The sequence below is a fragment of the Bradyrhizobium sp. 33ap4 genome, assembly GCF_032654765.1.
Taxonomy (GTDB): Bacteria; Pseudomonadota; Alphaproteobacteria; order Rhizobiales; family Xanthobacteraceae; genus Bradyrhizobium; species Bradyrhizobium australafricanum.
On the sequence record NZ_JAUMTJ010000050.1, the window covers coordinates 54,735 to 70,784 of the forward strand.

General features: G+C 63.7%; 14 protein-coding genes. 8 read left to right on the forward strand and 6 right to left on the reverse strand.

Annotated features, from left to right (window positions below):
• The first annotated feature begins 213 nt into the window (after positions 1-213).
• Positions 214-1,983, forward strand: a complete 1,770-nt coding sequence (locus Q2M23_RS31525; RefSeq protein ID WP_316398128.1) for an alkaline phosphatase family protein — start codon at positions 214-216, stop codon at positions 1,981-1,983.
• Positions 1,984-2,087: 104 nt separating this feature from the next.
• On the opposite strand, the gene Q2M23_RS31530 is transcribed toward Q2M23_RS31525, so the two are convergent.
• On the reverse strand, positions 2,088-6,593 hold the full coding sequence (locus Q2M23_RS31530; protein ID WP_316398129.1) for a DUF5801 repeats-in-toxin domain-containing protein: 4,506 nt from the start codon (positions 6,591-6,593) through the stop codon (positions 2,088-2,090).
• Between the two features lie 446 nt (positions 6,594-7,039).
• Here Q2M23_RS31530 and Q2M23_RS31535 point away from each other — a divergent pair, with 446 nt between their 5' ends.
• Positions 7,040-7,678, forward strand: coding sequence for a FecR domain-containing protein (locus Q2M23_RS31535; RefSeq protein ID WP_194295347.1), 639 nt, complete (start codon positions 7,040-7,042; stop codon positions 7,676-7,678).
• A gap of 37 nt (positions 7,679-7,715) precedes the next feature.
• Complete coding sequence (locus Q2M23_RS31540) at positions 7,716-8,579, forward strand: tetratricopeptide repeat protein (RefSeq protein WP_168857815.1); 864 nt, start codon at positions 7,716-7,718, stop codon at positions 8,577-8,579.
• Positions 8,580-8,651: 72 nt separating this feature from the next.
• On the opposite strand, the gene Q2M23_RS31545 is transcribed toward Q2M23_RS31540, so the two are convergent.
• Genes Q2M23_RS31545 through Q2M23_RS31560 form a run of 4 tightly spaced genes read right to left on the reverse strand, consistent with a single transcriptional unit; the run spans position 8,652 to position 12,257 of the window.
• Positions 8,652-9,518: an HlyD family secretion protein gene (locus tag Q2M23_RS31545; RefSeq protein ID WP_225646561.1), complete on the reverse strand. Its 867-nt coding sequence runs from the start codon at positions 9,516-9,518 to the stop codon at positions 8,652-8,654.
• Positions 9,515-9,721, reverse strand: coding sequence for a DUF1656 domain-containing protein (locus tag Q2M23_RS31550; protein ID WP_076827400.1), 207 nt, complete (start codon positions 9,719-9,721; stop codon positions 9,515-9,517). Before Q2M23_RS31550 ends, Q2M23_RS31545 begins: the two co-directional genes overlap by 4 nt.
• Positions 9,718-11,769: an FUSC family protein gene (locus Q2M23_RS31555; RefSeq protein ID WP_316398130.1), complete on the reverse strand. Its 2,052-nt coding sequence runs from the start codon at positions 11,767-11,769 to the stop codon at positions 9,718-9,720. Before Q2M23_RS31555 ends, Q2M23_RS31550 begins: the two co-directional genes overlap by 4 nt.
• Positions 11,770-11,771: 2 nt before the next feature.
• Positions 11,772-12,257 (reverse strand): MarR family winged helix-turn-helix transcriptional regulator, encoded by a 486-nt coding sequence (locus tag Q2M23_RS31560; RefSeq protein WP_057017738.1) that lies wholly within the window; start codon positions 12,255-12,257, stop codon positions 11,772-11,774.
• Positions 12,258-12,469: 212 nt separating this feature from the next.
• Between Q2M23_RS31560 and Q2M23_RS31565 the strand changes: the two genes are divergently transcribed.
• From Q2M23_RS31565 to Q2M23_RS31580, 4 genes are read left to right on the forward strand one after another with little or no spacing between them, the layout of a single operon-like run.
• Entirely contained in the window at positions 12,470-12,664 is a 195-nt protein-coding gene (locus tag Q2M23_RS31565; RefSeq protein ID WP_316398131.1) for a hypothetical protein, read from the forward strand.
• Positions 12,665-12,680: 16 nt separating this feature from the next.
• On the forward strand, positions 12,681-12,908 hold the full coding sequence (locus Q2M23_RS31570) for a DUF6894 family protein (protein ID WP_316398132.1): 228 nt from the start codon (positions 12,681-12,683) through the stop codon (positions 12,906-12,908).
• Complete coding sequence (locus tag Q2M23_RS31575; protein ID WP_229190373.1) at positions 12,905-13,141, forward strand: hypothetical protein; 237 nt, start codon at positions 12,905-12,907, stop codon at positions 13,139-13,141. Before Q2M23_RS31570 ends, Q2M23_RS31575 begins: the two co-directional genes overlap by 4 nt.
• A 29-nt stretch (positions 13,142-13,170) precedes the next feature.
• A complete protein-coding gene (locus tag Q2M23_RS31580) occupies positions 13,171-13,383 on the forward strand; it encodes a hypothetical protein (protein WP_028333636.1) in 213 nt (70 codons plus the stop codon).
• Positions 13,384-13,441: 58 nt separating this feature from the next.
• Here Q2M23_RS31580 and Q2M23_RS31585 read toward each other — a convergent pair whose 3' ends face one another.
• Positions 13,442-13,999, reverse strand: a complete 558-nt coding sequence (locus Q2M23_RS31585; RefSeq protein ID WP_016845270.1) for an HNH endonuclease — start codon at positions 13,997-13,999, stop codon at positions 13,442-13,444.
• A 191-nt stretch (positions 14,000-14,190) separates the two neighbouring features.
• Between Q2M23_RS31585 and Q2M23_RS31590 the strand changes: the two genes are divergently transcribed.
• Positions 14,191-15,945, forward strand: a complete 1,755-nt coding sequence (locus tag Q2M23_RS31590) for a chloride channel protein (RefSeq protein WP_253625349.1) — start codon at positions 14,191-14,193, stop codon at positions 15,943-15,945.
• Positions 15,946-16,050 lie beyond the last annotated feature (105 nt).

Genomic DNA, 16,050 nt, shown 5'->3' on the forward strand with positions numbered 1-16,050 from the left:
CCATCTGACTGGATAGACGAATTTTGATTGCGGTTTGATGACGCGCGATCAGCGAAGCGCAACGCAGTCTGCGTTTGACACGATGAAAGTCTGTTGGTGCGCGAGCATCTTTCCGCGCGTTTGCGCGCGCGTCGAAAAACAGTCATCCCAGCGAAATGTGTTTTGCATAGCGTGTAGCTCCATTTCTATTTCTTTCTAAATCAGGAGAGCACTATGCGGCTTTGGGGAGCCATTCCGGCGCTCGCGGTTGTTGCTGGCGCCGTTGCCATCTCGCCGGTAGCAAACGCAGAGAATTTGGTCGAAAAGATCGTTGATGAGTTCAAGCACGAGATCAAGGACGAGCTGCGCGACCTACGGGATCGTGGCCATGAAGGCGTGCACCAGTACAAGCACATCGTCGTCATCTTTCAGGAGAACCACAGCTTCGATAACCTCTACGGTCACTGGGGCGACGTCGGCCGCGACCGGATCAACGGCACATCCTACGCCGATCAGGCGCACACCCTGCAGGTTCGGCAGGACAACCAGACCGTCTATGCTTGTCTGCTGCAGAACGACGTCAACCTGACTTCTCCGTCGCCGCAACCGACGAGCTGCACCGACAATACGGGCACGGTCGCGATCCTGAGTGCCTTCAAGAACAAGCCGTTCGAGATCAATGAATTCATTCCGACCTCGGCCACAACCTGCCCGAAGCCGCTCGGCGCTTTCGCGGCTCACGGTTTCCTCAACGGCACCGGCGCGCCCGGCGGCTGCACCGCGGACATCGTGCACCGCTTCTACAGCGAGCAGTATCAGCTCAACGGCGGCCGGCAAAACCGCTACATGACCGGCAGTGATGCGGCCGGTCTGGTGATGGGCTATTACGACACCAAGAAGCTACCCATCTACACCTATCTCCACGGCAACGGCGCGCCGAACTACATCATTGCCGACAGCTTCTTCCAGGGTGCCTTCGGCGGTTCGTTCCTCAACCACCAGTTCCTGGTCGCCGCCGCGGCGCCGCAGTTCGTCGGTGCCCTGAATGACGGCAGCGCCAACGACTTCCACTCGATCGTCGATGCCAACGGCATGCCGACCAGCACGCCGCTCTACACGCCGCTCTCGACCGTGAAGGATGCGCAGCTGACGGCGAAGTGCAATCAGGCCGGCCTGCCGGCGGGCCTCGCCTGCGGCGACTACGCGGTCAACACCACGCAGCCGTTCTATCAGCCCTATTCCCCGGGCACCGCCGACATCAAGCGCCTGCCGCCGCTGCACACGCCGAACATCGGCGATCGGCTGTCGGCAAAGCGCGTCGATTGGGCCTGGTATTCGGGCGGCTGGTCGAACGCCAACGGCGACGTCGGCGCTTCGGGCTGGACCAACGGCAACGGTACGACCTGCACCGACCCGAACCATGTTTCCACGGCGGTGTTCCCGAACTGCCCGGACGTGGATTTCCAGTACCACCATCAGGCGTTCAACTACTTCGCCAACTACGCGCCCGGAACGCAGGCCCGCAAAGATCGCCTGAAGGACGAGGCGGAGTTCATCCAGGCGGCGAAGACCGGCCGGCTGAAGCAGGTCAGCTTCATCAAGCCGATCGGCGAGGAAAACGAGCATCCGGGCTACACCAGCGAGTCCGAAGGCAGCCAGCATCTCGTCGATCTCGTCAAGGCGATCGTCGAAGGGCCGGAGGGCAAGGACACGCTGATCGTCATCACCTATGACGAGTTCGGCGGGCAGTGGGATCACGTTCCGCCGCCGCCGTTCAACCGCCATGGTGCCGAAGCCAAGGCTGCGGACCAGTGGGGCCCGGGCACCCGCATTCCGGCGCTCCTGATCGCCAAGCGCTTCAACAAGTCGGGCGTCGCGCACGAGGACTTCGACACCACGTCGATCCTCAAGATGCTTGAAAAGCGCTTCGACCTCGATCCGCTGGTAACGCGCCCGGTGCGTAGCCTCTCGGCGGCGCTGAAGGCCGGCGAAGGCTGGCACTGACACGAGAAACGCTGCCGGCCCGCGTCAACGTCCGACGCGGGCCGGAGTGCCGGCCACGCGCCCAAGGGATCGCTAGACGAAGGGATCGCTACAAGAAGCGATCGCTACATGATCAGATCGTGTAGCGGATGGGTCACGACGGCGTCCGGCGTATGGTCCGGGAAGAAATCTGTTTGGTGCTCCGGGACAGCCGGCCCCATTGCCGGCGTTCCACCAGTTGCAACTCCTTGCGCCAGCTGAAATCCGGCGGAATCGTCGTGGCGGCCGAACCACGCGAGGCTTTGATCAAACTGTGGAGGGGACGAAGCTCCCTGCTGTTCAAGGCTCGAAGGCTCCGCGAAATGAAAGGACTGCTCGGTCGTTCCCGACGTTCCGCCGTCTACAAAGGGCAAGATTGCCTGAGACAACGCCGCGTCCTCGTGGCTACTCGTTGACATCGGACTAACATCGGGTGCGGGAGCGCTGGCGCCGACCGGCGGCGCGGGGCTGTCCTGGCTGGCGGCGAATATGAAGGTGTCCATCCCCGCCGTGTGGCACTGAATATCGACCTGAAGGCTGCTCGTGGCCGAATCGCCGTCCGCATCGACCGCCGTCACATCGAACAGCAGATCCGCATTGATGCTCGTCTTTTCGGTATAGCTGATGTTGTTGATCGCGAAGGTGGGACACCCGGCTTCCACCCGATCGTAGTCGACCTGGACTTGATCGAACGACCTGTCAACGTAAAGCGTATACGTCGTCGTCGTGGCATCAAAGGTGTAGGTGTCGATCAGCGAAGCATCCGATGTCTCCTGCACCACGAAGCCGGCACTGCCGCAGAGCGGCCTGGGAACATCGATGCAGAAGTCGTGAACGTCGGCGCTGCCATCAACAACCTTGAGGATCACACCGGCCGTGCCGTAGCCCTGCCATTCCGTGAGATTGAAGCCGACCTGCGACTGCTTCTCGGTGAACGCGAGATTCAACTGCTCGGCCGGGTCCATCTGCAGTCCACTGTCGCCGACCGCAATACCGCAGTCCGATGCCTTGACATCGAGCGGCTGGCCGGCGCAGTCCGACCCGGTAATAACCAGTTGTCCGTCCGGAGCCGTCAATGACGGCGTGCCGCAGATCGGGGCATCAAAATCGGAGCCATGGACGGTGACGTCCTTCGACGGCCCGGCGTGCTCGAGATCAAAGCAGAATGTTCCATCCGGATTGATCAGCAACTTGAAATAAGGATCGTCCAACCTACCGCCGCAATCGGTAAGATACGCGTCGAGCTCGACGCCGCGGCCCACCTCATGGGTCGTATAGTAGAAGTTGTAATCATCGCCATGTCCGGTGACGTGCACCGCGGTGATGCCGTTGCCCAGGCATGATGTGGCCAGATCATATCCCGAGCAGCCGACCGGACCGTTGTGGACGGCAACGAACATCGCGGCATCGCCATCCGCGCCGAAATTGATATCGTAGGTACCTGTCGCAGTCTGATGATCCTGAGCGGCGACGAAGGTCTCCGGGAAGCCGCAAATGGTCGGGTGATCGTCCGTGATCGTCAGTTGCTTGCCGAGGTCGATGCACGCGCTCTGGAAGTCGCCGTCCTTGTCCGTGATGGTGGCAACCAGGCTTACGACGCCGGCGGTCAGCGACACGGCTTCGCCGCTGTCAGGGCCGGCGCAGGCCGGATGCGTCACCGCGCGATATTCGGTGAAGGTGACGCATCCCGTGGCCGGATCAACCGCGATGGTGAATGCCAGCGCGCCACTTGCTGTGCCAACATGGCCTTCGATGGTGTTGCCGTTCAGAACTAGCACGTCGGAGCAGCCAGTATGCGAATCGATCAGACCGGATGGGGTCCAGTCACCTCCGTTGATCGACAGTGCATAGTGAGTCGTCGCGCCGTCGGCGCCCTGGAGCGAGCTGAACGCCGTCGAGAATTCGGCGGAAATTTTCGTCAGCGCCGCGTCCGGTGCCGAGCCCGCGACATGGTCGTCCAGTGCCGTTGCCGTCAGGTGCGTCTCGCTCAGCGTCAGCGACGGAGCGGTGCAATTGGCCCGGATGCAGGGGCCATCGTCGCTGATGGTCAGCCTGCTGCCGAGGTCGAGGCCGGCGCTCTGGAAGTCGCCGTCCTTGTCCGTGATCGTGGCAGTCAGGCCCACGATGCCCGCGGCCAGCGATACGGCTTCGCCGCTGTCCGGGCTGGTGCCGAGCGGCTGCTCCACCGGCCGGTAGTCGGTGAAGGTCACGCGTCCCGTAGCCGGATCGAGCGTGATGGTGAATGCCAGTGTGCCGTTGGTCGCGCCGACGCGGCCTTCGATCGTGTTGCCGTTCAGAACCAGCAGGTCAGCGAGGCCGGTATGCGAGTCGATCAGCCCCGATGCCGTGCCGTTGCCGCCGGTGATCGTCAGCGCGTAGCGGATGGTCGCGCCATCGGCGCCTTGCACCGAAGTGAACGCGGTCGAGAAATCGGCGGAAGTCGTCGTCAGCGCCGCGTCCGGTGCCGAGCCGGCGATGTGGTCGTCCAGCGCCGTTGCCGTCAGATGCGTCTCACTCAGCGTCAGCGATGGGGCTGTGCCCGCCGCCTCGATGCGCGGGCCATCGTCCGTGATTGTCAGCTGCTTGCCGAGATCGATGCTTAGATCCTGGTACTGGCCGTCGCTCTCCGTGACCGTCGCGATCAGGTTGACGAGGCCGGTCCCCAGCGCGATCCCTTCGCCGCTGTCAGGGCTGGTGCCCGACGATTGTTCGACCGCGCGGTGCTCGACGAAGGTCACGCGGCCCGTGGCCGGGTCAACCGTGATGGTGAACGCGAGCGCCCCGCTTGCCGTGCCGACATGGCCTTCGATGGTGTTGCCGTTCAGAACCAGCAGGTCAGCGAGGCCGGTATGCGAATCGATCAGCCCTGACGCCGTACCGTTGCCGCCGGTGATCGTCAGTGCGTAGCTGACCGTCAGACCCGGTTCGGTGACGAATGCCGCCGAGAACTCGCCCGATGTCGTCATCAGCGCGGCGTCCGGTGCCGAGCCGGCGATATTGTCGTCCAGCGTCGTCGCTGTCAGATGGGTCTCGCTCAACGTCAGCGATGGCGCGGTCCCAACCTCGATCAGCGGGCCGTGGATGGTGAGTGTCACCGTCTGCGGGGTTCCGCCGATCGTGGTCACCGTGAAGCTGTCGGTCAGCGTGTTGCCGACATGGAGGGCTTGCACGGAGCTGTTGGCGTTGTCGAGCGTATAGGTCCACACGCCGGCCGTTGTGAGCGTGAATGAGCCGTAGCCACCTGCGCTTGTCGTCGGCGCGTTCACGGCGGTGAAGGTATTGGCGGGATCGTCGACATCGGTGTCGGTGAGCGTGCCCTTTGCGATGAGCAGGCCGGGCGAAGCATGACTGACGCCGACCGCACCCACCACCGAGCCGGCCATGGTGCCGGAGATGATGGAGGCGTCGTCGGCGCCCAGGATGCTGATGTCGAAGCTCTCGCTGGCCGAAAGCGCGCCGTCCGAGACCGTGATCACGAAGCTCTGGGTCGTGTTGGCCTTCAGCGCGTTGATTGCGGTATTGTTCGGAACGAAGGTGTAATTTCCGGTCGCACTGTTGAGATAAAGCGTGCCAAATGTACCGACGCTAGACACGTCGTATGTCGCCTGTCCCAGCACCGTATCGCCTGTGGCGCCTCCGCTGATGCCGAATTTCAGTGCGCCGCCCTTGATGCTGATCGCGGAAAAGGTCCCGCTCGCCGCATTGAAGTCGTCAAATATCACCGTATCGATTTCAGTCGGCCCCGCTCCGAGGTTCAGCTTCGGCGGAGCCGGCGGCAGCTTGAAGAGATCATTTTTGGCGAAGGTCGCCACCGGTAGCGGCCCGAGCGTATCTTGCACCGGCGACAGCGGGGACTGCTGAATAAAATTGATCGGCAGCAGCAATTGGCCGCCTTCGAGAGCAGGCATGCCGGACCCTTTCGATGCCGGTCCTTTCTCGAAATAGGCAAGGGTCTCCTGTTGAGCCTCCCGTAGTTCCTCCATGTGCGCAGGGGAATTCGTGGCTTGGTTCACCCCGACGGAGGAGCCTTTTCTGCTCAGAATAATCGTCTCTTCGGGATCCTCGACGATGATGTGACGGGGGATCGCCTCCTTGGTGACGAGTTCGAACACGCCGTGGTGGAGGTCCTTGTATTTGATGTTGTCGTCGTCCAGGAGCGTGACGTTCGGCTCCGCGGCCCGGGCGTCCTCCAGCAGCGAGAAGGTCAGGGCGGCCAGCGACAGCATGCCGAGGCCGCTGGCGCGGATGGTGCCAACCGTGTCCGCCGTCAGGACGCCAGACCCTGCGAGCCGGCTGCCGATGAGGCGGAAGAGGCTTCTGGTTTTCGCGAACAGACCCGGCCGCAAGCCCCCGGTGGGGTCCTGCGCGATGTCCAACTCCAGCCGGGTGCCGGCCGGCAAATTGAGCACCCTGCCATCGACCAGGCGGATTTCGATCCGCCCGCCGGCTCCGACCTCGATGACGTCACCCTGGCGAACGGAATCGCCAGCTACGATTTGAATCGGTATGCCCCGGGCTCCCGCGATCGTGCCGCAGCCGATCGCCGTCCGAACAGTGCCAACTAAGCGGGGCGGCTGGCCGAAAACGGCCATGCACGCGTCCCCGAACTCTACGCCGGACGCAACTGACATTGGCTTTTTGCCTGTTAGGCAGTTCGAGCGGAAAGTGGCGCCGCAGTCTTTTTATTTTGGCTTGGTTCGGCCACGCGGCGAAAAACCCCGCGCCGTCAGCCATAGGCTTGTCCGCTGAAACGTCCTGATTGAAACCAAATTCGGCAGTAAAAATGGAATTCCAATACTGCGGGGGAGCCTTACGAAAAGGTCAGAGCAGCTGTCCTTTATCGCGCGTGCAGCCCCGCAAAATTAATAGTATGATTACCATGCAAATTGTCCACTTATTAATTTTTAGTCGAACTGCGTCAGGCATTTAGGCCTGTCTGCGACAACTCGTTTGGCACTCAAGGTCCTGCGGTCTCGGCCCGGTGGTCCCGGTCACCCATCGAGCCCCGGCACGACAAGACCTTTTCGAGGAGGGGATCGTGCGCATCCATTTGATTGTTCAATTGCTTGCAAGCTTCGTCCTGGCGCTCGCAACGCTCACGCCCGGCCAGGTGCAGGCGCAAACCGAACCGGACAATATCCAATTGAAATTCATCGGAAGGGTCGTAGCCGCCACCGGTTCGGTCACGATCGAGCATCCGAATGCAGTCGTCGTTCAGGCAGGGCTGCCCGGCAAACTGCCTCAGGCGCAGGTCGGCGACCCCGTGTATCTGGGCGACGTGGTGCAAACTGGAGCCGACGGACGCGTTGGGATCAATTTCTCCGACGGCACTTCGTTCAATCTGTCGAGCAACGCCAAGATGGCGATGACCGAGTTCGTGTACGACCCGAACGGCAAGTCGAACTCGACCTTGCTCAAACTGACCAATGGGACGTTCACCTTCGTTGCCGGCAACATTGCGAAGACCGGAGACATGAAGATCGACACCCCTGTCGCAACGATGGGCATTCGAGGCACCACGCCACGCATCGAGATATCGGACGATGGAACGGTGAGGTTCGCCACGCTCGTTGAAGAGGGCAAGAGCAAGGTCAGGAAGGTCGGGACTCGAACGCCGCAGCAACCTGAGCAAAACACCCTTCACAAGTTCAATCCCAACATCTGTCGAGGGTGCTAGGCCAGGCGCAGCCAGTTTCGTGCAAGCAAGGCCCGATATGAAACTTCGTGCAAGCGCCGGCGCAATTGTCAGCCTGATATCGCTCCTCGTTGCGACGCTCCCAGTGTTGCCGGCGATCGCGCAGAACCCGAAGAAGGATAGCTATCTCCGCACTATCGGATTGTGCAGCGGCCTCGATCGCACACCGGCCGACGCGCGCATTGCTGCCTGCACGGCGCTGATCGATGCGGGGCAGGACATGACCCAGGCTGGCCTCGCGATCGCCTACAACAACCGTGGCAACGCCTACGCCGCCAAGGGAGACTATGACGGCGCCATCCGGGATTTCGATCGATCGATCGAGCTCAATCCGACCTACACCAAGCCGTTCAACAACCGCGGCGTGGCCTATCTCAGGAAGCGCGAATATGATCGCGCGACCGACGCCTTCGATCAGGCGATCAAGCTCAACCCGAACTACGGCGAGGCCTTCGCCAACCGCGCCGGCGCCTATTTGAAGAAGAACGATTATGCGCGCGCGGCGCAGGACTACGACGAGGCCATTCGCCTCGAGCCGAAGCTCGACGGGGTGTGGAACGGACGCTGCTGGAGCCGGGCCATCCTCGGCGAATTGCAGGCGGCGCTGGAAGATTGCAACAAGGCCCTTCAATTGGCGTCAACCAACGCCGCGACGTATGACTCGCGTGCCCTTATCTATCTGAAGACCGGCGAGCTGGGCGCGGCGATCGCCGACTACAGCTCCGCACTTCGCATCGATCCCAAGCTCGCAAGCGCTCTTTATGGCCGCGGCCTGGCGAAGTTGAAGCAGGGTGACAAGGCCGGCGGCAATACCGACATGGCGGCGGCCAAGGCGATCCAGGGCAGCATCGGCGACGATTTCACACGCTACGGCGTGCGATAGGCGAGTGGTCGACGAGCCGCAGTAAGGTGCACCGGCTCGATGCTGTCGCCGCGGATGCGCCCGGCCAGCCGGCTAGTCCATGATCTCGACCGTCGCCGAACGGCCGGCGACCAGCGCGATGCGATCCGGCAGGTGGTCCAGCGCGATGCGCACGGGGATGCGCTGTGCGAGCCGAACCCAGCTGAAGGTCGGGTTGACGTTTGCGAGCAGGCTCGCGCCTGCCGCGCGGTCGCGATCCTCGATGCCGGCCGCAATGCTCTCGACATGTCCGGTGAGCCGCACCGGCTCGCCCATCAGCCGGATCTGCGCCTTGTCGCCGACGCGAATGCGCGCGAGCTTGGTCTCCTCGAAATAGCCCTCCACATGCAGCGTGTCGGTGTCGACCAGCGCCATCACGCCCTTGCCTGCGGTGACGTAAGCGCCCGGCCGCAGGTCCATATTGGTGATGGTGCCGTTCACCGAAGCGTGCACCTCGCTGCGATCCAGATTGAGCTGCGCGACGGCGCGGTCGGCGACCGCCTGGTCATAGGCCGCCTTGGCCTGCAGCTGCGTCGCCAGAACCTGCTCCTGCTTCTGCTGCGACACGGCATCGGTGGTCAGCGAGCTGTAGCGTTTGAGGTCGGCGTCGGCCTGATCCAGCGTCGCGCGATGGCCGGCGACCGCAGCATCGGCCTGCTTCAGCGCCAGGGCAAAGCGGGCGCGATCGATCCGGAACAGGATGTCGCCGCGACGCACCGGCTGATTGTCCCTGACCAGCACGTCGGTGACGAAGCCGGAGACGTCGGGAGCCACCTGGATCACGTCGGCGCGAACCCTGCCGTCGCGGGTCCACGGCGATTCCATATAGTAGACCCAGAGCGCGCGAGCGACAGCGAGTGCAGCGATGACGGCGACCGCGGTCAGCGCAACCCGGCCGAGCCAGGCGAAATTCCCTTTCATGGCAGAAACTCCGAAAGATAAACCACGACGCCGAGCAGGCATACATACAGGGCGAAATTGAACAACGCGCGATGCCACACCAGCCGGTAGAACCCGAAGCGCTGCAAGATCCGGCTTGCCACTGCGCTCAATGCATAGGCAACGATCAGCCACAGCAGCAGCGCCGGAACGAGCACGCCGTAAATGTCGAGCTCATATCTCATGCGGCAAAGCTCTCCTCGGGCTGCGATCGATACGCGGGTGCATCCGGAAACAGGCCGCGGCGGATGCCGACGAGGCCGAGCAACGCATCGTCCCGCGCGCGCTCATTGGGGTCCTTGACGACCGCGGTCAGCGCCGCATCGATGCATGACAACAGTTCGGCCGGCATTGCCTGGTCCGCACGGGCGCGAAACGCCGCCGCGAAGTCGTCCAGCATGTCGTCGATGGCACGCACGGTCACTGCGGCGAGGCCGTAGCGGGCCCGCCGGAGGTCGATGATGTTGAGCCCGATGCGGAGCTGGACCAAGCTGTCGGCATCACGGCGGTCGCTCTCCGAGATGAAGGCGATGCGCTGGACCAATAGTCCGAGCCGATGCAGCATCAGGCCGGCAAACTGCGCGCGATCGCCGTGGCCGCGCCGTTCGGCCGCGACCGCGAGCGTCTGCCAGCTCGACGTCATCAACCGCTTGGCGATCCATTCGGCGCCGACGCCGCGCGCGATCCGCGTCACGATCTCCGCGATCACAACACCGAGGAAGAAGGCGACCGACGTGTTGGCGAAACTGGCGAAATCCGCGCTGTAGGTCGATTGCAGCGCGAGCAGCGTCGCGGTGTTGGCGGCGAGCGCCATGCCGATCGGCGCGGTCTTGGGTCGTGCGATCAAAAAGCCGTACAGGAGGAAGGTCGGCGCCAGCGCCGCGATCAGGACCTCGACATGGGAGATGCCGGGCACCAGCGCGAACTGATAGATTGCGACGATGACGATCGCGACCAGTGAAAACAGGCCGAAGGCCCGGATGCTGCGCGCAGGCTCGTCCTGTGCGGCGAAGAAGGAGCAGGCGACCGCCGCCATCATCGGCGCCGAGGCGCCATCGGCCCAGCCGGTCGCAATCCACAGGCCGCAGCAGATCAGGATGGCGACCGCCGCGCCCGCGGCCGACCACAGCGCCATGCCGTGGTCGCGATGACGGACCGGTGCGGCCCCCGACTCCGGGTGGAACGCCAGCTGGACGCTGGAGATATCCCGGCCCGCGGTGATCGCATCGCCCAGCGCGCGGCAGTCGGCCGAAATGTCGGCAAGCTCGCGCAGCCGGAGCAGCAGGCTGACCGTGATGATGCGTTCCCGCGGCGCGATTCCGTCGAGCGCAGATTGCCGCTCGGCGATTGCGGTGCGGATCTGCTCGCCGGATTGCCGCTGGCGGTCCTCGTCCACGATCCATGCGGCGAGATCGCCGATCAGGCGTTGCAGCTCCGGTTGCCGTTGCAGCGCCGCTTCGCCAAGTGCGGTAAGCCGGTCTTCGATCGACGTGATGATCGGCAACAGCATCAGCATGCGCAGCCGGACCTCGCCGAGGCCACGCACGGTGCCGGCGTCGGCCAGCCGGTCATAGGCGACATGGGTCGCCAGCGTATCGATCTCGACAATGTCGGTCGCAAGACGGAGGCGTTGGGCCCGGCGCGTCTCGCCGGTCCCGCGGTCAAGCAGCACGTCGCGGGACAGACGGCGCGCATCCGACAGCCAACTCCTGATGCGGCCGCCGACCGCCGGCGCGACGCTGCGGGGAAACACCACCGTCGACACCAGGCTCGCACAGATGATGCCGAGCGAGATCTCCTCGACTCGTGCCAGCGCTACATCGAAGATGCTGCCCGGTTCGGCCACCGACGGAAAGCCGATCAGCGCGACGGTATATCCGCCCAGCATGAAGACATAGCTGCGCGGCGTGCCGTCGAGCAGCGATAAATAGAGACAGAGCCCGACCCAGAGCGCGATCGCGAGGCACAGTAGCTCCGGTGCATTGACCAGGTTCGGCACCAGGGCGACCGTGACGCTCGCGCCGACCAGCGTACCGATCACGCGGAAGAACGCCTTCGAGCTGGTCGCGCCGGCCAGCGGCTGCGAGGTGATGTAGACCGTCGCCATCGCCCAATAGGGACGCGGCAGATCGATCGCCAGGGCGATGACAAGCGCCAGCATCGACGCCGCGAACGTCTTCAACGCGAAGATGAGATCCGCGTGGCGGACCAGGAACGGCTCTTCCGCGCGCATGACTATTTCGCCTCTGGAGCAGTCCTGGCTGGCGCAGTCCTGGCGTCCTGCAGGCGGCTCGCCCGCTGCTCGATGAGCTGCAGCGTCTCGAAGGTTACCGCAAGTTCCGCGCTGCCGATATCCTTCAGCAGGCTGGCCCGTACGCGACGCAGCACCCGATTGATCTCCTCGACCTTGGCTCCGCCGGCCGCGGTGAGATGCAGCGTCTTGGCGCGCCGGTCGGTCGGGTCCTCGCGACGCTCGACCAGGCCTTCGGACTGCAGCAGATCGATCAGCCGCACCAGTGAAGGCCCCTCGATTCCCAATTCATCCGCAAGCACGCCTTGCCGGACGTTTTCCCCCTGGCGCGACAACACCAGCAGCGGAATCGCCGTCGCGTAGGACAGTCCGTGGTCGGACAAGGCCTGATCCGACTCGCGGCGCCAGATCCGGGCCAGCCTGGTCACCAGGCGGCCGATCTCGGCGTGGATGTGGGACTGTGAAGGCATGTAAACTAGATAGGATACGAACTATTAGGATGCAACGATATAGTACGAACATCGCGGATGATCACGCGAATGCGATCCTGCGTGAGGGAGTGTCAGTACTGCTGCGGGATCGACCTCGATGCGCTGGTTATGCTCGGTTGCGGGCGGACCTTGAGCGCGGCGGGTTAGGAACACATCGGGATACAGATGCTTCTGTTCTTGAGGAGATTGTCATGAACAGAAAGCCGGTAACGCAGGATTCCGGACGCTCGAGCGACTGGGGTTCCCACGCGCAAACCGACAAGCCGTGGAAGGGAAACCCGGAGAAGGAGCAGCGCTCCGGAGATGCGAGGCGCTCAGGAGACGCGAAGGCCTCCGAAGACGAGAAGCCGGACCTGGAAAAGTGGCATGAATCGAACACGCATTGATGCGCGGAGATAGCCAATGTCCGCCTTTCATTTCGCGATCGTGAATGATGAGCGTGTGATCGATGCAACCGGTCAGCCGGTTGCCGACCGCGATGAAGCCATTGCGGTGGCCAAGCGGCTCGCCATCGACCTTGCGGAGACCCGACAGGAATATCTGGGCCGCGGCTACTACATCTCGGTGATCCGCAGCGACGCCCGCGAAATTCACCGCGAAAGCATCGACAGTGCCGCGAAGAGCGGATGAACGATGCCGCCCCGGCGGGCGGCAAGAGAGCAAGGCTTCGAGAACAAGGCTTTGAGAACAAGGCCTGGAGAGACCAAATGGATATGGGCCTTGAGATCATCTACGGCATCGGAGCGCTCGTGCTGCTGACCGCTTTGATCTTCGGCGTGCTTCAACACCATTTTCGCAGCAGGCGCACGGTGCAGGCCGGCGAGGAGGTCGTCCGCGACAGATACAAGCGGAATGAGACCTGACGCAGCGCCGCTGGCGCAAGGAGGAGACGATGGGATTGGCTCAATATGCGGTGATTGCAGCCGGCGAGGAATGGGGCGTCCTGCACGACGGCAATCTCAACGGCGGATACGCCACCAAGGAAGCTGCATTCGAATCCGCGGCGGCCGCCGCGGCTCTGGCGATCAGGATGGGGCACGAGGTCCACGTCAGCGTTCCCGGGCGCGAGGAGGGTGAAGCGGCCCTCACCAAGCGACCCGCCTGATCCAAATCACAGCAGTACGGCTTGCATTCGATGTGACGACGATGCGCGCCAGCGCGCTCTACGGATCGAGCTCAGTATCCCAGTAGAGATAATCGAGCCAGCTCTCGTGCAGATAGTTCGGCGGAAACAGCCGGCCGTTGCGATGCAGCTGATGCACGGTCGGGGCGTAGGGCGTCTGCTTCGGAAACATCTTGGCCTGCTGCGGCGTCAGATTGCCCTTGCGCAAATTGCAGGGCGAGCAGGCGGCGACGACGTTTTCCCAGGTGGTCTGGCCACCCTTGCTGCGCGGAATGATGTGATCGAAGGTGAGATCGTCGCCCGACAGGCAATACTGGCAGCTGAATCGGTCGCGCAGGAAAACGTTGAACCGGGTGAAGGCGGGGTGGGTGGTCGGCTTGACGAAGGACTTGAGGGATACGACGCTCGGCAGCTGGATTTCGAAGGAAGGACTTCGTACCGCCCGGTCGTAATATTCGACGATGTTGACACGATCGAGGAACACCGCCTTGATCGCGTCCTGCCAGGACCAGAGCGACAGCGGGTAATAACTCAGCGGCCGGAAGTCCGCATTCAAGACCAGCACCGGCCAACCGCCTTGCGAGACATGTGCGTTCAAATAACGCTCCTGACTCCCACTAGCTGCGAAGCAGCATGCACTCACATACTACAGGCAGCGTGACGGGATTGTGAAGAGCAATGAGCGGCTTATCCGCCGCGCCCTGCCATGTTCCTGCCCCGATTGCCTCCCGCCCGCGAGGCCCGTAAAGGGAGCCGCAAGGCCCTGTCGGCCAGTGACGGACCCTGCCGATGACCACGACCTCAAGCTATCTCGAGGCGCCGCGCCGGTTGCGCGCGTTCGTGCGCGCGCACGAGACGAGCCTTGTGGTGCTGGCGGTGCTGATCGGCGCCATTGGCGGCCTCGTGGTGGCGGTCATGAGCGGCCTCGTCACGGTGCTGCATTCGGTGCTGTTCAATCTGCCGCTCGGCGACCGGTTGTCGAGCCAGCCCAGCATCGATCCCGTGCGCGCGCTCGTGGTTCCCACGATCGGCGGCCTGCTGCTGGGATTTGCATTCCTTCTGTTGCTCCGGGTGCGGCCGGCCCGCGAAATCGACCCGATCGAGGCCAACGCGCTTTATGGCGGGCGGATGTCGTTCCGCGGCAGCGTGATCGTGGCGCTGCAGACGATCTGGTCAAGCGGCGTCGGCGGCTCGGTCGGGCTCGAGGCCGGCTACACCCAGCTCTCCAGCGGCCTCGCCGCCTCGCTCGGGCGCGGCTTTCACCTCCGCCGCAACGACCAGCGAATCATGGTGGGCTGCGGTGCGGCGGCGGCGATCGCCGGCGCCTTCAGCGCGCCGCTTGCGGGTGCGTTCTACGCTTTCGAGCTTGTGATCGGCGGCTATACGCCGGCCAGCCTGACCCCGGTCGGCGTGGCGGCGGTGACCGGCTACTTCGTTGCCCATGCCTTCGAACCGCTGCCGCTCGGCGTCGGCGTCGGAACCGTCGGCGATGTGCTCGGACGGGATCTTGCGATTGCAGCGCTGCTCGGCATGGTCGCGGCCCTGACCGGCATTGCGATCATGCGCGGGGTGACGCTGTGCGAGGCGCTGCTGACCAAGAGCCGGCTGTGGCCGCCGCTGCGGCCGGCGCTCGGCGGGCTTGCGGTCGGCGCGATGGCGCTATTGACGCCGCAGGTGATGTCGTCGGGCCATGGCGCGCTGCGCTTCGCGGGCATCGTGGCGATGCCGCTTGCCTTCATCGCCGGCGTGTTCGCGCTGAAGGCGGTGGCCTCGATCATCTCGCTCGGCTCGGGCTTTCGTGGCGGATTGTTCTTCGCCACGCTGTTCATGGGCGCGCTCGGCGGCCGGCTGTTCGCCGCCGGCGTCGACATCGTGTGGCCGGGGCTGAACCTCGACCCCAACGCCTATGCGGTGATCGGCATGAGCGCGCTGTCGGCCTCGGTGATCGGCGGTCCACTGACGATGTCGTTCATCGCGCTGGAATCCACCGGCAACCTCTGGCTTACCACCGCGGTGCTGGTCGCGGTCATCATCTCGACCACGATCACGCGCGAGCTATTCGGCTATTCGTTCGCGACCTGGCGATTGCATCTGCGCGGCGAGACCATCCGCAGCGCCGCCGATATCGGCTGGATCCGCGATCTCACGGTCGGCAAGATGATGCGGCAGGACATGACGACGGTGAACGCCGCGATGCCGATCGAGGCGTTCCGCGAGGAATTCCCCCCGGGCTCGAAGACCCAGGTCGTCGCGGTCGACGGCGAGGGGCATTACGCCGGGCTTGCGCTGGTCGCCGAAGCGCATGCGCCCGATATCGAGGCCGACAAGGGGCTTGCCGCGATTCTGCGCTATGCCGATGTGGTGCTGCATCCCGGCATGAACGTGCAGGAGGCGATCGCGGTGTTCGACGCGGCCGAAGCGGAATCGCTCGCCGTGGTCGAAGGTGACCGCCGGCCGATCGGCCTGCTCACCGAAGCGCACGCCATGCGGCGCTACGCGGAAGAATCCGAGCAGCGCCGCCGCGAGGTGATCGGCGAGATTTGATTGCGCGGGAACGCTTTTCGACCCGTCATCCTGAGAGTCTGACTCATAAATCACCCAACCTTAGCTGCAGCCGCGAGTCTGCGGGTCAGGAGCCTGATGTGTGCA